The sequence below is a fragment of the Sulfurimonas sp. HSL3-7 genome, assembly GCF_039645985.1.
GTDB classification, from domain to species: domain Bacteria; phylum Campylobacterota; class Campylobacteria; order Campylobacterales; family Sulfurimonadaceae; genus Sulfonitrofixus; species Sulfonitrofixus jiaomeiensis.
Genome location: NZ_CP147919.1, coordinates 158,243 through 178,829, shown reverse-complemented (window position 1 = coordinate 178,829; position 20,587 = coordinate 158,243). Strand labels below are relative to the sequence as shown.

The window sequence follows — 20,587 nt, the reverse complement described above, 5'->3', positions numbered from 1 at the left end:
GCTCTTCACTGCTTGGACAAAATGATCAGAACCGCCACCATGATGCCTGCCCCCAAAGCGATGAAGCTGAACCGCGCATGCTCCTTTTCCGCCTGGGGCAGAAGGTGCGTCGCACCGACGTAGACCAGAGCCCCGGCAGAAAGCGAGAGCAGAATCCCGAGAAGAGGCTTGTCTATCCGGCTTATAAAAGGATAGGAGACGAGCATCCCCAGCGGTGTCGTCAGGGCTGCGGCGAAAAAAGCAAGCAGCAGCCCTGTTCTCTCTCGAAAACCCCCGCGCAGGAGCAGAAGGTAGGTGATGATCCCTTCGGGGAACTCATGCAGCACCATGCCTGTCGCAGCCAGTACACCCGTAAATATACTGACGGTAAAGGTGATGGAGTAGATAAACCCGTCGATAAAGGAGTGAATACCGATGCCCAGCATAGGGGTCAGTCCGATACCGCAGTCACCTTCGGGTCTCTTCTCGCAGACAAAGGCGGTCACAAAACGGTTGAAGAGGTGCATGCCTAAAAACCCGATAAGCAGAAATACCGGTGCATTCGGGTTCATTTCGAAGGATTTTGGAATAATATGCAGAAAAGAGACAGAGATCAGTACGCCCGCCGCAAAACAGATAAAGTAGATGCTGTTGCGTCTCCCCCATCCCTCAAACCGGCGTATCGTATAGATGCCGGCAGTTGTTACCGCTGCGGCCAGCGAGCTGGCTCCCAAGGCGGTCCAAAAACTGTTTTCCATACGCTTCTCCTCCCGCCTCCTGCTTTTTATCTGAAACGGATCTTTGCCATCGGTTTCATCTTTCTTATACTCAACTATAGTACAATCAATATACACCAACTCTTAAGAGGAAAGCATGGAAACGACACTCTTTGACCTGGAATCAGGAAAAGAAGCGACCATAACAAAACTCAAAGGAGGAGAAGAGTTTCGTAAAAAACTCGCTTCGCTTAACATCAGGGCCGGAAAGACCATCAGGAAGATCACCGCAGAGCCTTTTCACGGTCCCGTCGTCATCGCGATCGGCAATACCGAAGCGACCATCGGCATGGAGATGGCAAAGAAAATCGTCGTAGAGCCATTGAAAGCCCAATAGCACAGAAAGGTATCCGAAGATGAGAATACTTCTGATGGGAAATCCAAACGTCGGAAAATCGGCCCTTTTCTCAAGGCTGACCGGCGTGGATGTCATTATCTCCAACTATCCGGGCACGACGATCGAATTCAAAAAAGGGGAGATGAAGCTTGATGACCGAACCGTAGAGGTGATCGACGTACCGGGGACCTATACGCTGGAGCCGACATCAAAGGCTGAAGAGGTCGCGGTAGGCATGCTCGAAGAGGAGGATATCGTCATCAATGTGGTGGATGCGACCAACCTGGAGCGCAACCTCTATCTGACACTGCAGCTTCTGGAGCGCAATATTCCCGTTGTCGTGGTCCTCAATTTTTGGGATGAGATACGCCATCTGGGTATTCGGATCGATGCCGAAAAACTTGAGGCCCATCTGGATGTCCCGGTTGTGCCGGCGGTTGCCGTGACCGGGGTGGGCATCAAAGCGCTGGTCTCAAGGCTTCGCGAGGCAAGGAGCCATACCAACAGCTACAGCGAAGAGGCCCGATGGGGAGAGATCGGCAGGATCGTCAGCAAAGTACAGAAGGTGACCCTGAAAAAACACACCTTTTTGGAAAACCTTGAGGATATGAGCGTCAAACCGCTGACGGGAATCCCGATGACACTCTTCATCCTGGCCTTTGTCTTTTGGACGGTCCGCTTTGTCGGCGAAAATCTGATAACCTATCTCTTCGATCCTCTGTTTAAACTCTATCTTCCCGTGATAAACAACTTGAGTGAGATGCTCGGCCGCGGCGGCATTATCCATGATATCCTGATCGGTACCCTGATAGAGGGGAAGATCGATTATGTCCAGTCGATGGGTCTGCTCACGACCGGCCTCTATGTCCCTTTTGCCATGGTCCTGCCCTATATCTTTGCCTTCTACCTTGTCCTGGGGGTGATGGAGGACAGCGGCTACCTCCCGAGGCTGGCGACACTGGTCGATGCGGTTTTGCACAAACTCGGGATGCACGGACTGGCAATCATTCCGACGCTTCTTGGATTCGGCTGCAATGTTCCGGGCGCACTCAGCACCCGAATACTCGAAACCAGGAAACAGCGTTTTATTGCGGCGACCCTGATGGCCATAGCCGTACCCTGTATGGCGCAGACCTCCATGGTATTTGCCCTGTTGGGACCCTACGGCATCAAGGGGTTGGGCATCTATTTTCTCACGCTTTTTATTGTCTGGCTTGCGCTGGGTTTTCTGCTCAACAGAGGGATCAAAGGCGAAACGCCCGAGACCTTTATGGAGATCCCGCCCTATCGGGTCCCCTATTTTGGCAGCCTTTCAAAAAAACTGTGGATGCGGATGCGGGGGTTTTTACGCGAGGCGATCCCCTTTGTACTGCTTGGGGTGCTCATCGTCAACATTTTGTATGTTTTCGGGATCATCGGATGGATCAGCGAGGCGGCCTCTCCTGTCATCGTCGGCATGTTGGGGCTCCCGAAGGAAGCGGTCGCCTCTCTGATCGTCGGTTTTCTGAGAAAAGATGTAGCCGTGGGTATGCTGCTGCCGCTCGGGCTGGATATGGGTCAGCTTATCGTCGCCAGCGTCGTACTGACCATGTACTTTCCCTGCGTTGCGACCTTTGTCGTTCTGTTCAAAGAGCTGGGGGCCAAAGACCTGATCAAAGCCACCGCCATTATGGTGGTCTCCACCCTGCTGGTCGGAAGCATTCTGAATGCGCTGCTGTAATGCGGAAAGAGCTGTTGCCATGAAGATGAATGATCTAAACGTTGCGGTAAAACGGTGTACAAAATGCAGGCTCTCCGAGAGTAGAATAAACGCGCTTTGCGGCGAGGGCGATCCGCATGCCAAACTCATGCTGATCGCCCAGGCCCCCGGAGAGAATGAGGATAGGGAAGGGAGAATGTTTATCGGCCCTTCGGGAAAAGTGCTGGATGAACTGTTGGAGACGGCCGGTATCGACCGAAAAGAGATCTACATGACAAATCTGGTCAAATGCATGCTTCCAAAATGCAGAAGGCCGAAACAGGACGAGATCGAAAGCTGCAGCCACTACCTCGACAAAGAGATAGAACTGATCAACCCGGAGGTATTGGCGCCGATGGGCTATTATGCTATCCGATATATCTTTGAGAAGTATGCCATTGCACTGCCGTCCAAACCGGAGTTTCACAAAATTTGCGGCACTGTCTTTTCAGCCGGAAATAAAAAGATCATCCCTCTGCAGCATCCGGCCGCCGTACTCTATAATCACTCTATGAAAGCCGTGTTGATAAAAAATTATCGCAAGTTGAAAGGAGTGCTTGCAGATTACAGGTAATCTTCTCTGCCTCTGCTGTGCATCTGCGATACAATGTCACAAAGGAGAGTTCATGCCGCCGCTATCGAAACGTTTCAGAGAGGCCCTTGCCGGATCGTTCAAATCGCTCTATACCCTCTTGCCGATGCTGCTTGCCGTTTTCGGGCTTGTCGGGCTCTTTCAGGCCGCTGTCACCCCGCAGATGCTCCATGCCCTCTTTAACGGCGACGTGCTGCATGACACCCTTGCCGGTACGCTCGTCGGCGGAGTCTCCGTCGGACAGCCGTTTTTGAGCTACATTATCGGCGGCGAACTGCTCAAAGAGGGCATTTCGCTCTCTGCCGTCACTGCATTCATCCTGGCCTGGGTGACGCTCGGCATCACACAGCTGCCGCTTGAGTGGGCCCTTTTCGGCGGCCGTTTCACCGTCGTTCGCAACCTTCTCAGCATTCTCTTTGCCCTTCTGATCGCCTTCGCTGCCGCAGCGACCTTGGGGGCACTCTCATGAAAAAGGAGCAGCGTTCCAAACCGGCAAACCTCAGCGGGTGGATCCTACTGGGTGTTACGATCATCCTCTATGGTGTCACCGCATTTTTAGACGCCTCTACAGCACGCGCTGCACTCGGCAAAAGCCTCGGTGTACTCAAAATGATCGCGCCGATCCTGTTGATCGTCTTTTTTCTGATGGCCCTGCTGAACACCTTTATCAAGCCCAAAAGCATTGCCAAACATCTGGGAAGAGAGAGCGGTCTCAAGGGATGGTTTTTCGCGCTGGCAGGCGGTGTTATCAGCCACGGGCCGGGTTATATCTGGTACCCGATGCTCAGCGAACTGCGAGACCATAATGCGCGCGACGGGCTGATTATCGCCTTTTTATACGCGCGTGCCATCAAGCTGCCCTGGCTGCCGGTCATGGTCGGCTATTTCGGCATTGCATTTACCCTGGTATTGATCTTCTATATTCTGCTGGGCGCATGGATTCAGGGTCTGCTCGCCGATAAAATGGCATCAAAAAACAGGACACACCTCTGAATATATACATTGACAAAAGGAGTGATCTGCCATGATGAAGAGCGGCGGCATAACACTTAGCATCGTTTTTGACAACTACCTTTTTTTAGACGGACTGAAGACATTATGGGGTTTCTCCTGTTATATCGAGACCCCGAAAAAGACCATTCTCTTTGACACCGGAAGCAACGGAAGAGTGCTTCTGGAAAATATGAATAAGCTGAACAAAAGTATCAAAAAGATCGACACCCTTTTTCTATCACATCATCACTGGGACCATATAGGCGGCGTCGACTCCCTCATCGAACTGAATCCTAATGTCGACATCATCGCCCCCGACTCGCTCTCGAAACGTTATGTCCGTGATCTGAGATCGATGGTCAGAAGCGTTACGGTTATCGGAGAGAAAGAAACCCTTATAGGTGATGACCTTTATTCAACCGGGATGATGGGCGATGACATAACAGAACAAGCTATCGTCATCGACAGCGATGCGGGGCTGATCATCGTTACCGGTTGTGCCCACAGCGGTATCGTCGCGATCGCAGCAAAAGCGCAGGCGATGCTGAACAAAAAGATAGCCCTTCTGGTCGGCGGATTTCATCTTGTGCAGGAAGAAGAGACGCAGATCCTGAACGTCATAGATGAACTCAAAAAGATGAAGATCGATTATCTCTGCCCGACCCACTGCAGCGGTGAAAGGGCGATAGAGCTGTTTCAGGAGACGTTTTCAGAGCGCTGTATCAAAGGCGGTCTCGGCCGCGTTATCACAATGGAGTAGTCTGACCTGCCGAACGGCTACTGCAAAAACGAGGAGATCTGCTTCTTGTAGTCGGGGTGCAGCTGCACGGTGTTGTGCCCCACCCCGCTGAGTGAGACAAATTCCGGACGCACCCCGGTAAAAGCCTCTGCCAGGTTACGGGTGTTCTCGTAGGGGATGATCTCATCATCAGCTGCAGCTACGATCAGTGTCGCTGCGGTGATCTTCCCTGCCATAGCTGCCGCATCCAGCTTCTCCTGCACAATCAATCCCATCGGCAAAAACGGGTAGATCTTTCTGCCGACACTCACGGCGCTGTCGAAAGGGGTGATAAGGACAAGCTTTTCTACGCGGCGCTGCGAGGCCAGATAGGTCGCGACCGCCGCACCCACGCTTCGTCCCATCACCGAAACCGCGCTGTGGTATTTGGAGAAGTGGTCATACGCCAGCAGGGCATCTCTCTGGAACCCCTTTTCGCTAGGCGATCCGCTGCTGCCGCCGTAACCGCGGTAGTTGACGAGGTAGACAGTACGGTCGGGGAAGAGCGTCCTGAAATCATCGATGTTGTAGGCGACGTTCTCGGCATTGCCCCCGAAATAGATCAGCGCCTTCTGCCTGCCTGTGTTAATGGTCCAGACCTTGATGCGCACCTTCCCTCTGTCGAGTATGATGTGCGCCACACCCGGGACATTTACCTCGGGCGTCGGGTAATAGAGCATCTGGCGCTGAAACATATAAAAGAGAAGACAGATCGCTCCGTAGGCGATCACCGGTATCGCTATTATCGAGAACATCATCCTGCCGCTTTTCGGGATCTTCATAAGACCATTATGCCCTATTGTCCCGCCGGATATCAACCTTTTTGAAAACCGCCGCTTCCCCTCTCTATCAGATGTAAGATATTATGAAGTATTATTAACAGACAGACGAGAAAGTTATGCAGCATAAGGAGAGAAGATGACAGTCGGCATACCTAAAGAGGTGAAAACAGACGAGTTCCGTGTCGGTGCGACACCTTTCAATGTCGCGACCCTTGTCGGGGAGGGGCACAGTGTCCTTGTCGAGAGCGGCGCCGGAGAAGGAAGCGGCTTCAGCGATGCACTCTACCGCGAGGCCGGCGCGGAGATCGTAAGCGGCCCCAAAGTGCTCTACGGCCGCGCAACTTTGATCGTCAAGGTCAAAGAGCCGCAGCCGAGCGAGTACGGACTTCTGGATGAACGCCATACCCTCTTCTGCTACCTCCATCTTGCACCGCTACCGGAGCTGGTCGCGGTACTGGCCGAAAAAAAGGTCTGCGCCATCGCCTACGAGACCGTCGCCTCGGGCAGAGAGCTGCCGCTGCTCAAACCGATGAGCGAGATAGCCGGTAAGATGGGCCCTTCGGTCGCGGCCCACCACCTCAGCCGATACCAGGGCGGTGAGGGGGTACTGATAGGCGGTGCCGTCGGCGTAGCCCCGGCGAAACTTCTGGTCATCGGCGCCGGCAATGCCGGTTTCAATGCGGCAAAAACAGCCGCCGGCATGGGCGCGGATGTGACCGTTGTGAACCGTTCCACACCCAAACTCGAACAGCTTCAGAGAGTGCTTCCCGGCGTCAAGACAGCCGTCTACTCGCCCGAAGTGCTCCGCGGGCTGCTGCAGAAGACCGACATCGTGATCAGCACGGTGCTGATCCACGGGGGAGCGACCGCGCCGAAGCTGATCACCCGGGAGATGCTGCGTCAGATGAAAAAAGGGGCCGTTCTCGTCGATATACCTATTGATCAGGGCGGCAGCTCCGAAGCCTCGCGGCCGACGACCCATACCGACCCGGTTTTCATCGAAGAGGGCGTGCTTCACTACTGCGTGGCCAACATGCCGGGAGCCTATCCGAAGACCGCCTCGGTCGCGCTGACCAATGCCACCTTTCCCTATATGCGTAAACTGGCCAAGGAAGGAAGTCTAAATGCGATTGCGAAGGACCCGTCACTCGCGCTCGGGGTCAACCTCTTCAAGGGTGCGGTCACCAACCGCGCCGTCGCCGAAACGCTCGGCCTGAAATATGAAGCGCTCGAAACACTGCTCTGATCATGTTTAAAAGGAAAAGGGTCGGGAAATTTTCAGGTATCTTGGCAAGGCGCTAGAACGCCTTGCGGTCAATCTCGGCTGCTGAGAGCCGGGGGTTACATCTTTTTGAGGAATTTTGAGAGCAGTACAATACGGGTGCCGTTGACACGCCCTTCGATCTGTTCCGGGTTGTCCGTCAAAGCGATGTTCTTGACGACGGTCCCGCGTTTTGCCGTAAAACCGGCGCCCTTCACTTCAAGGTCTTTGATGATGGTAACACTGTCGCCCTGCTCCAGGATAGTGCCGTTGCTGTCTTTCGTCGGCTCACGGCTTTCATCCGCCATACCCTCTTGTGCCCACTCGATCACTTCCGGCTCCATATACATCTGGTCCAGAAGATCCTGCGGCCAACCTTCTGCTTTGAGGGCATTGAGCATTCGGTAGACAACAACCTGGACTGCCGGCTCAACCGACCACATACTGTCATTCAGACAACGCCAGTGGTTGGGGTCTACCTTATCCGCATCGTTGAGCTGTTCACTGCAGGTACCACAGACGAGGATCTTCTCATCTTTAGGCGCAACGGTAAACTCGCTCAGGTTCTCGCTTGAGCCGCACAGTTCGCAGACACCGCCGCTTCGTTCCATCAGGACCTTATCTATACTCATATCGTTTCCTTTGAGAGCACTTCTGAAACCCAAAAACGAACCTCAAAAATGCACTGAATAAATTTTGGCGTATTATACTACGTTGATTTTAAAAGAGCGACGGGGTCACCCGATCAGGCAGGAGACATAGCCCACGACGCTCTGCTCATCGTCAGTGGCATCGGCACTGGTGCGATAGTCCAGCACCTGGCTTTGCAGACCGGCCCTGTTCGCAGCGTCAACCACCGCTTTGACACCGATCATCCCGCAGGCTTCGCAGCCGCTTTCGAATTCGGCTTTTTTAAGATCGGCCATACCCTGTATGCAGAGACTGTCAAGGTGCTGTGCTACCTCTTTGGTATGAAAGTGGCTCAGGTCGGTACTGATGACGACCAGGGTCTCCTCATCTTCGAGTACCTGGTCGATAAGCGTCGAGAGCGCTCTGTCATCGAGGTCGCCATAGACGATCTCGACAAGCTCTGCACGGGGAAAGTAGTGCTGTAGGAAAGGCACCTGGACCTCTGTTGAATGTTCACGGTGGGCCTCCGGTGCAAAGTGGAGAAAGCCGAAACGCTCTTTTAGTGCCTTGCTCAAAGAGAGATCGATCTTCATCTCGCCGCAAGGGGAATCGTAACGGTCAAAGAGGGCGACAGAGGCACCGTCAATATAGACCCTATGACTCGGTCCGATCACGACAACGCGTTTGACCCCTGCTCTCTTTTGCGCGGCGCTTCTGTAGGCGACATTGGCCGTAAAACCGCTGTAGATATACCCTGCATGCGGAACAATGATGGCTTTCGGGGCTAATTCAACCGCTTCGCTTTTAAACTTATTCTCATCCAAAACCGTATTGAAATGGGCAATATAGCGCTCTATCTCACTGCATGATGCCGGGTAGAACGACCCGGCTACAGCATTCTCTCTAATACTCATAAAATCCTCCTCTATGCGCTCTGGCAGAACCGCTTATGTTCTTTCTCATATTCCTTTACTTGATCTTCTCAACCTGGTAAAGCTCGATCTTCGGGTGCTCTGCAAGACAGCTACTCTGCAGCCCCGCTTTTTGGCAAAGGTGCGAAAAGAAGAGGTCAAAATCAGGCAGTTCATCCCACACCTGCGGCAAGAAGGTCGCTCGTCGCCCATACAAAGTCAGAACCACACCGTCGATGCCCGGGCGGACTTTGGCTTTAAGGTCGGCTATGGAGCTATACTCCAACACCTCGGGAGGACTCAGCAGTGAGACCTCGATCTCGACATCGTCAAGTTCCTGCATCGACAGAGGGAAAAATCTCGGATCTTTAAATGCGGCCGAGCAGGCGTTGTCGATGAGATCGTCGATCAAAGGACGGTGCGCCACTAGCGAACCGATACAGCCGCGCAAATGTCCGTGCAGGTTCAAGGTCACAAATACCGCCCCTTTTTCGGCCAACATAGGATAGACTTCTACGATCTTCTCCCGCTCTATCGTATCCCTGCTATACAGAGCATCTTCGATCGCTTTTTTTGCGATATCTAAATAGATCTGTCCCATTTTCAATCCTTCTGTCGTGGTTAAAAAAGACGCTGTATTTGACTATTATAATACTTTGTTTTGCTGTTTGCAAGTTTCTTGCTTTATGCCGAAACGCTGTTTTATACAACAGCGAGAAAGATTGCTGTAAGATACTCGTATGAAAATGACGATTCCCAACATTCTCAGCCTCTCTCGCATTGCGGCTGCACCTTTTTTGATCCTGGCTGCTTATTACGGGAGCGAAAAACTCTTTTTTATGCTTTTCAGCCTGATGCTTGTTTCCGATGTACTAGACGGCTACATTGCCCGAAAACTCCATCAGTGCAGCAAGATCGGCTCAAAGCTCGACAGCATCGGCGACTTTGTGACCTACCTGAGTCTGCCGCTGTCTGTCTGGTGGCTCTGGCCTGAGATCATCAAAACGGAATTCGTCTATATCATGATTACGGTTGTCATCTACCTGCTGCCCGGCGTAGTTGCTTTGGTGAAGTTTCATCAGCCTGTCGCTTACCATACATGGCTCACCAAGGTGACGGCAGTGGCTATGAGCGGGGGAATTATTTTACTTCTTTTCACAAAAAACAGCCTTATGTTTCATTTTGGTATTGCCGTTTTAGCCCTGGAGGCGGCTGAGAATATTCTCATAACCCTGCGCTTGAGCAGACCGCAGACCAATGTGCGTTCGCTTTGGCATATACTGCGTAAAAAATAGAGGCTTTCCTACAAAAAACCCTCTTCTCTGAAACTCAAATAGCCTTCGCGCGTCAAGATGACATGGTCAAGCAGCTCTATCCCCATCAGCTGTCCCACCTCTTTAAGCCGTTTTGTAACCGATCTGTCTTCGTGCGAAGCGATCAACTGTCCCGAAGGGTGGTTGTGGGCAATGATGATCCCTGCAGCGCGGTCGCTTATGGCATCCGCAAAGACTTCGCGCGGGTGCACCAGACTCTGGTTGAGCGTCCCGATGGAGATCACCCTTGTCTCAATGATATGCGAAGCCCCGTCGAGCGTCATCGCCAAAAAGTACTCCTGCTTTTTACTGCCGTACTCTTTCAGCGCATCGTGCACACATTCTGCTGAATTGATTTTGCTGTTTTGTTTGATGAGATAACGGCGGGAGAGTTCGATGGCGGAGATGATCTGCGCTGCCTTTGCCGCACCAAGGCCGTGGATCTCGGCAAGAAGGTTGATGCTCAGCTCATTGAAAGAGCTCTCAAACAGGGTAATAACCTCTTTGGAGAGTTTGAGCACGTCCTTGCCCTGCACACCGCTGCCGAGAAGCACGGCCAGCAACTCATACTCTTTGAGTGACTGTGCCCCTTTTTTAAGAAGCTTCTCACGCGGTTTGTCCTCTTTATACAGTTCATCGATTGTTTTCATCATACTTCTCTGAAATAAACCTATAATAACATATTTTGTTTATTTAAGAGAGTTTTCAGACAGATTTATAAGCTTTAAAAGCCAAAAAGTTTCTTGACCTTCTCCTGGCTCTTTTGGTCTTTGAGCAGCTTCTGGCTGCTTTTACCCCCAAGCAGGGCCTCGGCTTGCTGCTGCAACGCCCCTAAAGAGAGGTTCTGCTGCTCAAGAAGTTTTCCGGTATCGGCCATGCCCCCGCTCATCTCGTTAAGTTTGCCGAGCTGTTCTTTGAGCTGCTCATCCAGCAGCACCTTCAACTCTTTTTTGTATTTTTCGGCCTCTTTGGCCATCACCTTCCTGAACGCGGCAGAGAGTTTTTTGTCCAGATCGGAGGCGACCTTTACGGACGGCGACTGCCAATTGCCCTCAACATCCACATCGGCGCCGAATTGACGGATCTCTCTAAGCATATCGTTCATCACCTGCGCACCTTTGCCATTAAGCCCTTCAAGCGAGATCTGCGCCTCTTTGAAAACGACATGTCCGGAACCCGAGATATCACGCCCCTCATAAAGTATCAACTTCCCGTCAAAACCGATCCTGCTGTTATCGATCTGTATCTTGTTGAGATCGAAGCGCTCCATCGCGATCGCATTCGCCTTGAATCGCAGGGTGTCGACCGTTTGTTCACCCAAACGGTTGTCTTCACCCTCTAGCTGCAGCCCTTTCACCAGTGGTCCGTCACTTTTGGCTTCAAAGGTCAGTGCACGTCCAAGGGCTTTTTGATCGTCGGAGAGATCGCTGATGATCCCCTCGAACCGCTGTGCACTCTTTTCACCGCTGAGTTCGGTGCGCGCTATCCAGAGATCGGGACTCGGCAGGTATTGAGCATAACGGATCCAGCGCCCTTCACCGCGCGGCGGCAGCTCTTGAGGCACCTCATCGCTCTTCAGGTACGGCTCCGCCTTCGCATAGTAGCCGCGGGCCAGATGCAGGTAGTGGGCGATCTTTTGGCTGAAGAGCAGTCCAAAAAGGTTGATACCGCCGCTGGCATCAAGCGTGTAGTTCGAGCGCAGTCTGGCATAATCCTCCTGCGGTGCATTTTTCATCTCTGCCAAGAGTGCCGCTGCTCTCTTCTTGTCCGCCGTAAACTCTTTTTTCAGTGAAAGAAGCGTTTTTTTCTGCTCATCGAGTTTTTTCTGATAGTCAGTCACCTTCTGTGCAAGGGCGAGAAGTTTCTGAGGGTCTTTGGATCTGGCGTCTTCCTGCATCACTTTAAGATCGTTCTGATACTGTAAGAGCACCTCTTTGGAGAGCTGCTCTTTTTGTATCTTTCGCCACTTCGCATCAAGGGTCTCATACTCTTTTTTCGCTTTGTCATAGATCTTTTTTGACTTCAGGTCCGCCTTGGCTAAAAGCTCTTTCGGGGTCGGGAGATCGATGGATGGGATCTCAAAACTCTTCACCTGCTGCTTGGATGCAACCGCTTCTTTCTCCTTCTCTTTTACCGCATCACCGTACCGCTTCTTCATCGTCGCTTCGGTTCCGAAGCCCACCCCTTGAAACTGCATATTCTCAATATGGGTCTTGGAGAGTAGAAGGGCGTTCATGTCAAGGTCAAAAGCGATCTTATCTATGGAGAAGAGATCAATCTCCTCTTTATCACTTGCCACCTCGATCCTGTTAATGCCGACAAAGCCTTTGAAAAGCTCCGTATTGACCGAACCGACACGCACATCTCTCTGTAAAATGCCCGAAGCGCTTTTCTCGATCCCCCACTTCAAAAAGGGATCGATCACCAGCACCAACAGTACCGCCACACCGCCGACAACGGCGATATAGAGCCCCGCACCCCACCAGCGTATAATCGGCTCTTTTTTGGTCGAGACCTTGAAAATGCCCAGCCGCGAAAGCCATTTGTTGCCGTTTAGATACGCGGCGATCCTGTCGCGGTAGAGCGAAATGGTGACGTTAAGTCCGAAAAAGAGCGGCAGGGCCAAAAGCAGACTCAGCACTGTTGCCCCCATTACAAGCGTGTTGTTGAAGTGACTCAGACGCAACAGCCCGTTGTTATACCAGGCCGTATAGAGCTCTTTCAGGCTCTCCGAAGTGAGCAGCATATAACCCAGCTGCTCCATCCATGGATCGAAGATGTAGGCGATACCGGCGAAGAGTGCCGATGCCGCAAAAAAGAGACCGATATGGATGTTGAGCAAAAAAACCACAAACAGGATCAACAGTGTCTGCGTTCCGCTCATCGGCGTCAGACCGGCGACCATTCCCAAGGTGATCGCCAGCGTCACCTGCCACGGATGCTGGGCCGAGTTTAGGGCCTTAAAGAGTTTTTTTATGAATTCCATCTTCTGTCCTTCACGATTCGATTTTTAAAGGGCACATCTAAATATTGTAGCATAATGGTTTCTATTAATAACACGTTTATAAGAAGCCGTTAGAATACTGACACTCTATTTTTTTTTGAAGGAAACCCATGAAAAAGACCATGCTTCTCGCACTGGCATTGAGTACGACACTGCTTGCCTGTCCAAAAGGAAACTGTCCGCAAGCGGCAAACCAGGGCGCAGGCAAACAGTGTACAGCGCAAAATTGCAACAGCAAACAGCGCCTTGGCAGTGTCAGCGAAACATTGTACTACGCACTTGATATTATGAAAATGCAGGACAGACCCGAGATCCGGATGGCGATCAAAAGCTATCAGATGAACTTAGCAGGTATTCAACGCGGTATGGACACGCACGCTTTCAAAGACGGTAAATTTGACAAAGAGCTCTATCTGCGGAACAGTGCCCACACCAAAAAAGTGAATGCTCAGGTCAAGCTTTTTGAGGAGATCTATGCTGTTTTGAACAGTGCCGAAAAAAAGAGACTGCACCAGCTCATGTCTGCACATCAGACCTATGTCAAAGGGTTTAAAGAGCAGCGACTGAAATCTTGTCCGAACAGACAGAAATAGGCGGCTTCAGATGTCAGCAGTATGCCTGCCTCGATCGCTCCAAGCTTTTATGCAGCAGCGTTACGTTTTTTTGATTGAGGATAAACAGTACGCATTGAACTAAAAGGGCATCGTCTTATTCAAGACGGCGTGACAAAACGTCTTACTGCGCCCACTCCGTCACAAATGTCGGTGTGACCTCCCCTTTGAAGGTGATCGTCCCCTCCACAAGCCCAAGATAGAGCCTTTCACCGCTTGTCGGGTAGACTTTGGTATTGTCACTGACCCACCCCTCTTGATTGGCGCGGTAGAAACAGGCTGCCATCCCGGTGCCGCAGGCCAAGGTCTCGTCTTCGACACCGCGTTCATAGGTACGCACGCGGATCGTGCCGTCTTCCTGAACCTTGGCGATATTCACATTGGCATTGTAGTGATGGCGAAGTTCCCGCGCTTCCATAATGTTGAAATTATCGATGTCCGCATCGAAGGTGACCAGGTGCGGTACCCCGGTGTCGATCAGCCAGAACTTCTTGCCGTCATGTTCGATATCTCTGTTGAGGATCAGCGGCGGGGTCAGGTCGCTCTGTACCATCCGCCCGTCGACATGCGCTTTGATCTCGCCGGCAAGGGTCAGGAAGGTCATGTTGTTCGGCGCAAGTTCGTAACGAACCGCGTAGTGGGCACAGGCGCGTGAACCGTTGCCGCACATCTCCGCACTTGAGCCGTCCGCATTATAGAACTGCCACTCAAAATCAAATTCCGGGTGCGGCACAAGCACGATCAATCCGTCGGCCCCGATGCCCGACTGACGGTTGCAGAGCTCTCTTGCCAGCTGCGAACGGTCTCTTTTTAGAAAAGTGTGGAAGAGAACAAAGTCATTACCGTTGGCACTGTATTTTGCGATCATCATTGCTGTTTCCTTGGCGCGTGGTATGCGTAGATTATTGGTGTGATTATACTATTTTTTAGGGGTGGGATATTTTGCTTTGATCGCTTCTACGAAATTGGCGCACTCTTTCTGGAGGTGTTTGAGGTTGCCGGAGTTATCGATCACCCATGTTGCGCGCGCTTTTTTCTCATCAATCGGCATCTGTGAAGCGATGCGGCGCTTCGACTCCTCTTCGGAATAACCGTTGCGTTTCATGAAACGCTTCAACTGTATATCGGCCGGGGTATAGACGACGACGGAGTCTTTTATATCGTAGGCCTGGCTCTCAAAAAAAAGGGGGATATCGATCAGGTAGGGGTACTCCAGGCTATCCTGTTTTTCGCTCTGGCGTTCGATCTCTTCGCGGATCAAAGGGTGCAGGAACGCTTCAAGCTCTTTTCGCTTCTCTTTGTCCGCAAAAACGACTTTGCCGAGGGCTGCCCTATCGACCTTTCCGCGCGGAGTGACGAACTCTTCACCGAAGTGTTTTTTCACCCAGGCCGCATTTTGATCAAGGATCGTATGCGAAATCGCGTCAGCATCGATGATACGCAGCCCGCTGAGACCCAAAAGCGAAGCGACGGTACTCTTGCCCGTCGCAATACCACCGGTCAGTGCGATCGCGTATTTAAAAGCCATCAGAATACTTTTTGATGGCGTGAGCTCTCTGCTGAAGAGAACTTAGTGTTAACGTAGCCAACGGGACTTTGTTTCGTTGGCGTTATAAAAAAAATAAAAGCCATCAGTTGCGGATGATGCCCAGGTAAGCTTTGCGAATATAGTTCGGCGTCGCGAATGCCGCCGGGTGGATATCGCAGTTGTAGTACTGCTGCCCGTCTAACATATCGGCACGGTGGAGGATGATATCGGCAGTCGGGTGGTACGCTTTTGAACCGAGCAGCAGTGTCTCGCCGTTGCCGACATTGTATGGCATAATGATCTTGAAGTAGTTCCCCATGATCTGCATAAGGAATTTGTTCGCCGCTTCATCATCTAGTGAAGGGTGTTTCAAAACGACAAGCCCCTCTTCATTTAGAACACGGTTGATGTGCGCCATAACAGCCGCATCGTCTGTCAATGTATCCACCAGAACAACATCGGCAGATGCATCCGCTTCATTACGAAGTGACTCCAGAAGGTTCGATGCAGAGACCGTCTTTGATGCAATCGCATCATGACGTGCGACCTCGGCCTCCAGTGCGGCTGCATTGTCGCTCACAATAAGTACGTTCTTAGGTTCTTTTACCGTACAAAGCGGTACATGGACCATCATCTCCGGATAGATAAACTCTTTCATAATCAATAATTTCCTTAGCTGCAATCAGTTGATCTGCTGTATATATTGGCGCGATTTTAACATCTTTATATTAAGTACTCCTCTAAAAGTCAGAATAATTTTATAACTAAGCTTTCACACCGCCTAAGCGGGTTCCCCGTCAGGATCCGCACCTTTTAACGGTCTGCATCTACAGATTCTCAACCTCGGTTTTCTCTTTTCTGATTCAGAGTCCTGCCATAAATCCTCAGCGCTATTAATCCCGTCATAACGACAAGTCTGTTATAATCGCGCTACTATTACTATAATAACTCGGAGTTGCAATGAGCCAGATCAGCTACAAAGACGCCGGTGTCGATATCGATGCCGGCAACAGTTTTGTCGAAAACATCAAACCCTTAGTCAAATCGACACGTATTCCAGGTGTACTTGGCGGTATCGGCTCTTTTGCTGGTGCCTTTGAACTCCCAACAGGCTACAAAGAGCCTGTCATGCTCGCGGCTACAGACGGTGTCGGTACAAAACTGAAACTGGCCATTGACTCAGGCATCCACAATACGGTCGGGATCGATCTGGTCGCGATGTGCGTCAACGACCTTATCTGCAACAACGGTACGCCGTCTTTCTTCCTCGACTACTATGCAACGGGAAAACTCGAAGTCGACGTCGCAACGGCGGTTGTCGCCGGGATCGCCGAAGGTTGTCGACAAGCCGAATGTGCGCTCATCGGCGGCGAGACGGCTGAGATGCCGGGTATGTACAGCGAAGACGACTATGATCTGGCCGGTTTTGCCGTGGGTGTGGCGGAGAAGTCTGAGCTCGACACGGTCAGCAACGTCCGTGTCGGCGACAAGCTTCTGGCACTGCCGAGTTCCGGTCTGCATTCCAACGGTTTCTCTTTGGCACGCAAGGTGCTTTTTGAGAAAATGGGGATGAAGTTTGACGACACCTTCGAAGGCAAACCGCTGATCGAGACGCTTTTAACCCCGACCAATATCTACGTCAAGAGCTATAAGAAATTCAAACCTCAGATCCAGGCGATGGCACACATCACCGGTGGCGGGCTGGTAGAAAACCTGCCCCGCGTACTTCCTGAGAACATGCGCGCCGTGATCAAAGACGAGAGTATCCGTGTTCTACCTATCTTTGATCTGATCGGCCAGCATGTTGCGAGAGAGGAGATGTTCAGAGCCTTCAACATGGGTGTCGGTATGGTCCTGGTCGTCCGTCCCGAAGATGCGGCAACAATCCTTGAGAACTCAGAAGCCTATGAGATAGGCGAGATCACAGAGGGCAAACGCGAAGCGGTTATCGTCTAGGCAAAGCGCAGAAAGGTTGTGAAGATACGGCTCTTTCTCTCTCTTCTCTTTGCACACTCCTTTTTGCAAGCAGACAGTTTCGGCACCCTCTTTATGAGTGCCACCCTCTACCTCCTTCTTTTTACACTTATCATCGCTTTGACGGCCTATCTAAAAGACCTCCAAGAAGAGAAGCTGAGATACAGAACCTTTTTTCAACACACCAAGACAGCAGCACTTTTTATCGACGCAAAGGGCATCATACGTGATCTGAACAAAAGTGCGCAAGCGTTGACGGGTTACACCAAAGAGCAGCTTACAGGTCAGAAGTGGTACGAAAAACTGCTTGCGGACGAAGCGGCTCTTGCGATCAGTCATCGTCTCTGCCATGCGGATACAAGAGAGGTTATCCATACATTCAATGCACCCCTCATCAGCGCCGACGGCGCTAATATTTTGGAAGCATCTTTCACACTCACACCCTTTCCTAAACCTCTAAAAGGGTCCATACTTACCCTGGTTGCTTTACACTAAAGTCAGCCGCATTCTAAAGCCGAAAACGAAGCGTTCTGTCGGCAGACTTACACTAAAGTAACATTTTTTTCCGCTATACTAAAACAACACTTACGATAAACGGCAAAACATGAGATCAATCAGCACTCTAATCATACGACATTTTTTTGCACAGGCCTTACTGCCGATTCTGCTCATCGAATTCTCACTTGTCATCACCCTGTTTTTGCTCAATAACTATCAATCCGAACAAAATAAGAATGCCCTTGAGTTGATTACAAAAGAGGCTTTTATAGAGATCGCGCACCAAACAACGGCACGGATCAATCAGCACTTTATCCAGGCAAAAAATGATCTTAATCAACTCACCGACACCAGTGAGATATTTTTTACCATGCGCGCTCAACGGGCCGAAAATCCCCAAAACTATCAACTTTATGACGGATTTTTTCAATATGCGCCGCCGCATGTCTCTGAAAAGGGGTTTTATAAGTATACAAAGCCAAAGAGCACCACTGTCTATACAACCAATCTGAAAGAGCTTCAGCCCGATGACTACGGTATTTTAAATTCGCTTGTCCCGCTCGCACCGATTGCTAAAACGATCATCGAGACCCCCCGTTCGCTCATCACCAATATATGGATCAATATCGATAAAAGGTACGCCTTCGCCTACCCTCCGATCAATCCTGTCAAAGAGCTCAAACCCACGCTTGATGTCACCGAGCACTCTTTTTATTGTAATGCCGATCCTGTACATAATCCTGACAAAAACAGCCTTTTTGTACCGCTCTATAAGAAGAGCTGGGCACTTCGAAACGGCGAACTCGGCACCTATGTCAAACCGCTCTATCTTGATAACCATTTTATCGGGGTGGCGGGATTTACCCTCAATGTCAAAGAGATTGCCAATGTGATCAACGGACTCGACCTACCTTTCGAAGCCCAGGCCATGCTGATGGACAAAGAGAACACCCTGATCGCTTCATCCAACCCGGCGGCCATTGAAAAGGATTTCAAAACACACTCCTTTTACCAGATGCATAAAGAGCAGACAGCAGCCCCATCAGGTTCGATGACGATTAACATGAAAACCCTTGCAGCCTCCCGATTTATCGAGTACACCATGCCGGTCAAAGGTACCGATCTTAAAATCGTCATCTATGTTGAAAAGGCAGCCATTTTTGCACCTATTACAATGGTAAGTGAACGCACTGTTCATGTCGGGATCATCTTTATTATCGCTATCGCGTTCTTCTATCTTTTTTTCTTCTGGTTCAATCTGGGGTCACTCAAAAGGCTCGCAGCAGGTATTACGCAACCGCTGCAGGCCATTGTTGCCTTCTCATCGCAGCTTGGCCGTGAAGAGGACTTTCATCTTGAAAACTCAAAGATCACCGAACTCGAAACGCTCAATACCAATCTCAACTATACGCATCAGGAACTGCTTGATATGCTGATCAGAGATCAAGAGAGCGGGCTTTTTAATCGCCGTAAGCTCTTAAGTGATCTTCTGGAGACAAAAGCACACTGTCTGATGTTATTGCATATTCATAACTATAGGGCGCTTTTACAGTATTACGGTCAAGAGGGTGTACTGACGCTGCTGGAGAGCATCATCGCTATCCTCAGGAATGAAGATGATATTGAGATCTACCGTATAGCCGATAATGAGCTGGCACTGTTTCTGCCATACCGGCAACAGAGCTATTTCAGAGCACTGTTGCAACAGCTTAATGCACTCCATGTCACCTACAACACCGTCGAGCTTCACCCCTTTATCTATGGCGGTATCAGCAAGATAGAAAATGACGGCAGTGAGCTTGAAAAAGCGACGCTGGCACTGCAGAACGCCCTTGACAACAAGATCTCGACACCCATCTATTTTAAAGAGGAGTTTGACAGAAGCGAACAGGTCCAGACCAATCTGCTCTGGGCCGGGCGGCTTAAAGCGGCGATCGCAGAAGACCGTATCATGCCCTACTTTCAACCCATCTACAATATCAGGACCGAAAGGATCGAAAAGTTTGAGGCGCTTGTCCGCATGGAAGAGAACGGCGAGATTCTCTCTCCGTATCACTTTCTGGAGAGTGCCGAAAAGATGGGACGGATGCATGAGATCACCCTGCTGATGATCGAGAAAGTCTTTGGTGTTGCGGCACGTTACCCGAAATTTACCTTTTCGATCAACCTCTCCTTCAAAGACATTCAGGATGCTCTTTTCCTTGATCACATCATCGGGCGCTGCAAGCACTTCGACATCGAAGCGCACCAGATCGTATTCGAGCTTTTGGAGACCGAAGCGATCGACGATCCGCAAAGGAGCATCCGTTTTTTTACCGAACTGAAGCGTGCCGGCTTTGGCATCGCTATCGATGATTTCGGAACGGGCCACTCCAATTTTGCCAACCTCTCTATGATGCAGGCGGATTTTATCAAGATAGACGGTCAGTTTATTAAAGACATGACGCAAAATCCAAACTCTCTGGCTATTACCAAAAGTATTAGCGAGTTTGCCAAAGTGATGGGTGCACAGACTATTGCAGAGTTTGTCAAAGATGATAAGACACTGCTAGCCGTAAAAGAGCTTCATATCGATTACGCTCAGGGCTTTGTGATCTCTCCAGCAGTACCCGAGAGTGAGATCGATGGCTTGCTGGACAGGGTTAACGGCTAAACGGTTTCCTATCAATGCATGAACCTTTTCCTGCTTGATGCCGGCTGGACTGCAGTCGTTTTATTATCAGTAATCAAGCGGCTTTTGCCAGTCTCTTTAAACCCTGAATCTTTATTTTCGGGTTTGTACAAGATATTCTCTGTACCTCTATCCAATCCTGGCCGACTTTACGGCTATAGCTGCTTTCTGCAAGCGCATTGACCACCATCGACAGATCAATTTCTGTACG

The 20,587-nt window shown here is 50.8% G+C and carries 22 protein-coding genes; 12 read left to right on the top strand and 10 right to left on the bottom strand.

All coding sequences use genetic code 11. The annotated features are described in order from the left end of the window. Nucleotides 1-5: 5 nt before the first annotated feature. Nucleotides 6-737 (bottom strand): ZIP family metal transporter, encoded by a 732-nt coding sequence (locus WCY20_RS00875; RefSeq protein ID WP_345976333.1) that lies wholly within the window; start codon nt 735-737, stop codon nt 6-8. Nucleotides 738-852: 115 nt separating this feature from the next. Between WCY20_RS00875 and WCY20_RS00870 the strand changes: the two genes are divergently transcribed. Genes WCY20_RS00870 through WCY20_RS00845 form a run of 6 tightly spaced genes read left to right on the top strand, consistent with a single transcriptional unit; the run spans nt 853 to nt 5,175 of the window. Beyond that, on the top strand, nt 853-1,092 hold the full coding sequence (locus WCY20_RS00870; RefSeq protein WP_345976331.1) for a FeoA family protein: 240 nt from the start codon (nt 853-855) through the stop codon (nt 1,090-1,092). A gap of 19 nt (nt 1,093-1,111) precedes the next feature. Further along, complete coding sequence (locus tag WCY20_RS00865; protein WP_345976330.1) at nt 1,112-2,812, top strand: ferrous iron transporter B; 1,701 nt, start codon at nt 1,112-1,114, stop codon at nt 2,810-2,812. A gap of 25 nt (nt 2,813-2,837) precedes the next feature. Next, nucleotides 2,838-3,404: a uracil-DNA glycosylase gene (locus WCY20_RS00860; protein ID WP_345976328.1), complete on the top strand. Its 567-nt coding sequence runs from the start codon at nt 2,838-2,840 to the stop codon at nt 3,402-3,404. Nucleotides 3,405-3,456: 52 nt separating this feature from the next. Beyond that, on the top strand, nt 3,457-3,891 hold the full coding sequence (locus tag WCY20_RS00855) for a permease (protein ID WP_345976326.1): 435 nt from the start codon (nt 3,457-3,459) through the stop codon (nt 3,889-3,891). Next, nucleotides 3,888-4,415 (top strand): permease, encoded by a 528-nt coding sequence (locus WCY20_RS00850; RefSeq protein ID WP_345976324.1) that lies wholly within the window; start codon nt 3,888-3,890, stop codon nt 4,413-4,415. The genes WCY20_RS00855 and WCY20_RS00850 overlap by 4 nt, the downstream gene beginning before the upstream one ends. A 31-nt stretch (nt 4,416-4,446) precedes the next feature. After that, nucleotides 4,447-5,175, top strand: a complete 729-nt coding sequence (locus WCY20_RS00845) for an MBL fold metallo-hydrolase (RefSeq protein WP_345976322.1) — start codon at nt 4,447-4,449, stop codon at nt 5,173-5,175. 17 nt (nt 5,176-5,192) lie between these two features. On the opposite strand, the gene WCY20_RS00840 is transcribed toward WCY20_RS00845, so the two are convergent. Next, the gene (locus WCY20_RS00840) at nt 5,193-5,975 is read right to left on the bottom strand and encodes an alpha/beta hydrolase (protein ID WP_345976321.1); all 783 of its coding nucleotides are present in this window, start codon (nt 5,973-5,975) and stop codon (nt 5,193-5,195) included. A 136-nt stretch (nt 5,976-6,111) separates the two neighbouring features. Between WCY20_RS00840 and ald the strand changes: the two genes are divergently transcribed. Further along, a complete protein-coding gene (gene ald, locus WCY20_RS00835; protein ID WP_345976319.1) occupies nt 6,112-7,221 on the top strand; it encodes an alanine dehydrogenase in 1,110 nt (369 codons plus the stop codon). 95 nt (nt 7,222-7,316) lie between these two features. Here the strand turns inward: ald and WCY20_RS00830 are convergent, their stop codons facing one another. The 3 genes from WCY20_RS00830 to amrA all read right to left on the bottom strand — a co-directional run bounded on the left by WCY20_RS00830 (nt 7,317) and on the right by amrA (nt 9,378). Beyond that, nucleotides 7,317-7,868: a PhnA domain-containing protein gene (locus tag WCY20_RS00830; RefSeq protein WP_345976317.1), complete on the bottom strand. Its 552-nt coding sequence runs from the start codon at nt 7,866-7,868 to the stop codon at nt 7,317-7,319. 105 nt (nt 7,869-7,973) lie between these two features. Next, entirely contained in the window at nt 7,974-8,780 is an 807-nt protein-coding gene (amrB, locus tag WCY20_RS00825; RefSeq protein ID WP_345976316.1) for an AmmeMemoRadiSam system protein B, read from the bottom strand. 55 nt (nt 8,781-8,835) lie between these two features. After that, the gene (gene amrA / locus WCY20_RS00820) at nt 8,836-9,378 is read right to left on the bottom strand and encodes an AmmeMemoRadiSam system protein A (RefSeq protein WP_345976314.1); all 543 of its coding nucleotides are present in this window, start codon (nt 9,376-9,378) and stop codon (nt 8,836-8,838) included. Between the two features lie 139 nt (nt 9,379-9,517). On the opposite strand from amrA, the gene WCY20_RS00815 reads away from it, so the two are divergent. Next, entirely contained in the window at nt 9,518-10,072 is a 555-nt protein-coding gene (locus WCY20_RS00815) for a CDP-alcohol phosphatidyltransferase family protein (RefSeq protein ID WP_345976312.1), read from the top strand. Between the two features lie 8 nt (nt 10,073-10,080). Here WCY20_RS00815 and radC read toward each other — a convergent pair whose 3' ends face one another. Further along, a complete protein-coding gene (gene radC, locus WCY20_RS00810) occupies nt 10,081-10,743 on the bottom strand; it encodes a DNA repair protein RadC (protein ID WP_345976311.1) in 663 nt (220 codons plus the stop codon). 71 nt (nt 10,744-10,814) lie between these two features. Further along, complete coding sequence (locus WCY20_RS00805; protein WP_345976310.1) at nt 10,815-13,076, bottom strand: TIGR03545 family protein; 2,262 nt, start codon at nt 13,074-13,076, stop codon at nt 10,815-10,817. A 128-nt stretch (nt 13,077-13,204) separates the two neighbouring features. Here WCY20_RS00805 and WCY20_RS00800 point away from each other — a divergent pair, with 128 nt between their 5' ends. Further along, nucleotides 13,205-13,687 (top strand): hypothetical protein, encoded by a 483-nt coding sequence (locus WCY20_RS00800; protein ID WP_345976309.1) that lies wholly within the window; start codon nt 13,205-13,207, stop codon nt 13,685-13,687. A 142-nt stretch (nt 13,688-13,829) separates the two neighbouring features. Here WCY20_RS00800 and dapF read toward each other — a convergent pair whose 3' ends face one another. The 3 genes from dapF to WCY20_RS00785 all read right to left on the bottom strand — a co-directional run bounded on the left by dapF (nt 13,830) and on the right by WCY20_RS00785 (nt 15,891). After that, entirely contained in the window at nt 13,830-14,576 is a 747-nt protein-coding gene (gene dapF / locus WCY20_RS00795) for a diaminopimelate epimerase (protein ID WP_345976308.1), read from the bottom strand. 48 nt (nt 14,577-14,624) lie between these two features. Next, the gene (gene coaE / locus WCY20_RS00790; RefSeq protein WP_345976307.1) at nt 14,625-15,233 is read right to left on the bottom strand and encodes a dephospho-CoA kinase; all 609 of its coding nucleotides are present in this window, start codon (nt 15,231-15,233) and stop codon (nt 14,625-14,627) included. A gap of 103 nt (nt 15,234-15,336) precedes the next feature. Further along, nucleotides 15,337-15,891 carry a spermidine synthase gene (locus WCY20_RS00785; protein WP_345976305.1) on the bottom strand — a complete coding sequence of 185 codons (555 nt, stop codon included), beginning with the start codon at nt 15,889-15,891 and terminating at the stop codon, nt 15,337-15,339. A gap of 302 nt (nt 15,892-16,193) precedes the next feature. Between WCY20_RS00785 and purM the strand changes: the two genes are divergently transcribed. The 3 genes from purM to WCY20_RS00770 all read left to right on the top strand — a co-directional run bounded on the left by purM (nt 16,194) and on the right by WCY20_RS00770 (nt 20,358). Then, nucleotides 16,194-17,189, top strand: a complete 996-nt coding sequence (gene purM, locus WCY20_RS00780; protein ID WP_345976303.1) for a phosphoribosylformylglycinamidine cyclo-ligase — start codon at nt 16,194-16,196, stop codon at nt 17,187-17,189. An 18-nt stretch (nt 17,190-17,207) separates the two neighbouring features. Next, nucleotides 17,208-17,702 carry a PAS domain S-box protein gene (locus tag WCY20_RS00775; RefSeq protein ID WP_345976301.1) on the top strand — a complete coding sequence of 165 codons (495 nt, stop codon included), beginning with the start codon at nt 17,208-17,210 and terminating at the stop codon, nt 17,700-17,702. A 109-nt stretch (nt 17,703-17,811) separates the two neighbouring features. Then, nucleotides 17,812-20,358, top strand: a complete 2,547-nt coding sequence (locus WCY20_RS00770; protein ID WP_345976299.1) for an EAL domain-containing protein — start codon at nt 17,812-17,814, stop codon at nt 20,356-20,358. Nucleotides 20,359-20,587: the final 229 nt, after the last annotated feature.

Excerpts from the sequence above, each read along its gene's own strand:
- WCY20_RS00875 (WP_345976333.1), bottom strand. The coding sequence starts at position 737 with ATGGAAAACAGTTTTTGGACCGCCTTGGGAGCCAGCTCGCTGGCCGCA.
- WCY20_RS00870 (WP_345976331.1), top strand. The coding sequence starts at position 853 with ATGGAAACGACACTCTTTGACCTGGAATCAGGAAAAGAAGCGACCATA.
- WCY20_RS00865 (WP_345976330.1), top strand. The coding sequence starts at position 1,112 with ATGAGAATACTTCTGATGGGAAATCCAAACGTCGGAAAATCGGCCCTT.
- WCY20_RS00860 (WP_345976328.1), top strand. The coding sequence starts at position 2,838 with ATGAATGATCTAAACGTTGCGGTAAAACGGTGTACAAAATGCAGGCTC.
- WCY20_RS00855 (WP_345976326.1), top strand. The coding sequence starts at position 3,457 with ATGCCGCCGCTATCGAAACGTTTCAGAGAGGCCCTTGCCGGATCGTTC.
- WCY20_RS00850 (WP_345976324.1), top strand. The coding sequence starts at position 3,888 with ATGAAAAAGGAGCAGCGTTCCAAACCGGCAAACCTCAGCGGGTGGATC.
- WCY20_RS00845 (WP_345976322.1), top strand. The coding sequence starts at position 4,447 with ATGATGAAGAGCGGCGGCATAACACTTAGCATCGTTTTTGACAACTAC.
- WCY20_RS00840 (WP_345976321.1), bottom strand. The coding sequence starts at position 5,975 with ATGAAGATCCCGAAAAGCGGCAGGATGATGTTCTCGATAATAGCGATA.
- ald (WP_345976319.1), top strand. The coding sequence starts at position 6,112 with ATGACAGTCGGCATACCTAAAGAGGTGAAAACAGACGAGTTCCGTGTC.
- WCY20_RS00830 (WP_345976317.1), bottom strand. The coding sequence starts at position 7,868 with ATGAGTATAGATAAGGTCCTGATGGAACGAAGCGGCGGTGTCTGCGAA.
- amrB (WP_345976316.1), bottom strand. The coding sequence starts at position 8,780 with ATGAGTATTAGAGAGAATGCTGTAGCCGGGTCGTTCTACCCGGCATCA.
- amrA (WP_345976314.1), bottom strand. The coding sequence starts at position 9,378 with ATGGGACAGATCTATTTAGATATCGCAAAAAAAGCGATCGAAGATGCT.
- WCY20_RS00815 (WP_345976312.1), top strand. The coding sequence starts at position 9,518 with ATGAAAATGACGATTCCCAACATTCTCAGCCTCTCTCGCATTGCGGCT.
- radC (WP_345976311.1), bottom strand. The coding sequence starts at position 10,743 with ATGATGAAAACAATCGATGAACTGTATAAAGAGGACAAACCGCGTGAG.
- WCY20_RS00805 (WP_345976310.1), bottom strand. The coding sequence starts at position 13,076 with ATGGAATTCATAAAAAAACTCTTTAAGGCCCTAAACTCGGCCCAGCAT.
- WCY20_RS00800 (WP_345976309.1), top strand. The coding sequence starts at position 13,205 with ATGAAAAAGACCATGCTTCTCGCACTGGCATTGAGTACGACACTGCTT.
- dapF (WP_345976308.1), bottom strand. The coding sequence starts at position 14,576 with ATGATGATCGCAAAATACAGTGCCAACGGTAATGACTTTGTTCTCTTC.
- coaE (WP_345976307.1), bottom strand. The coding sequence starts at position 15,233 with ATGGCTTTTAAATACGCGATCGCACTGACCGGTGGTATTGCGACGGGC.
- WCY20_RS00785 (WP_345976305.1), bottom strand. The coding sequence starts at position 15,891 with ATGAAAGAGTTTATCTATCCGGAGATGATGGTCCATGTACCGCTTTGT.
- purM (WP_345976303.1), top strand. The coding sequence starts at position 16,194 with ATGAGCCAGATCAGCTACAAAGACGCCGGTGTCGATATCGATGCCGGC.
- WCY20_RS00770 (WP_345976299.1), top strand. The coding sequence starts at position 17,812 with ATGAGATCAATCAGCACTCTAATCATACGACATTTTTTTGCACAGGCC.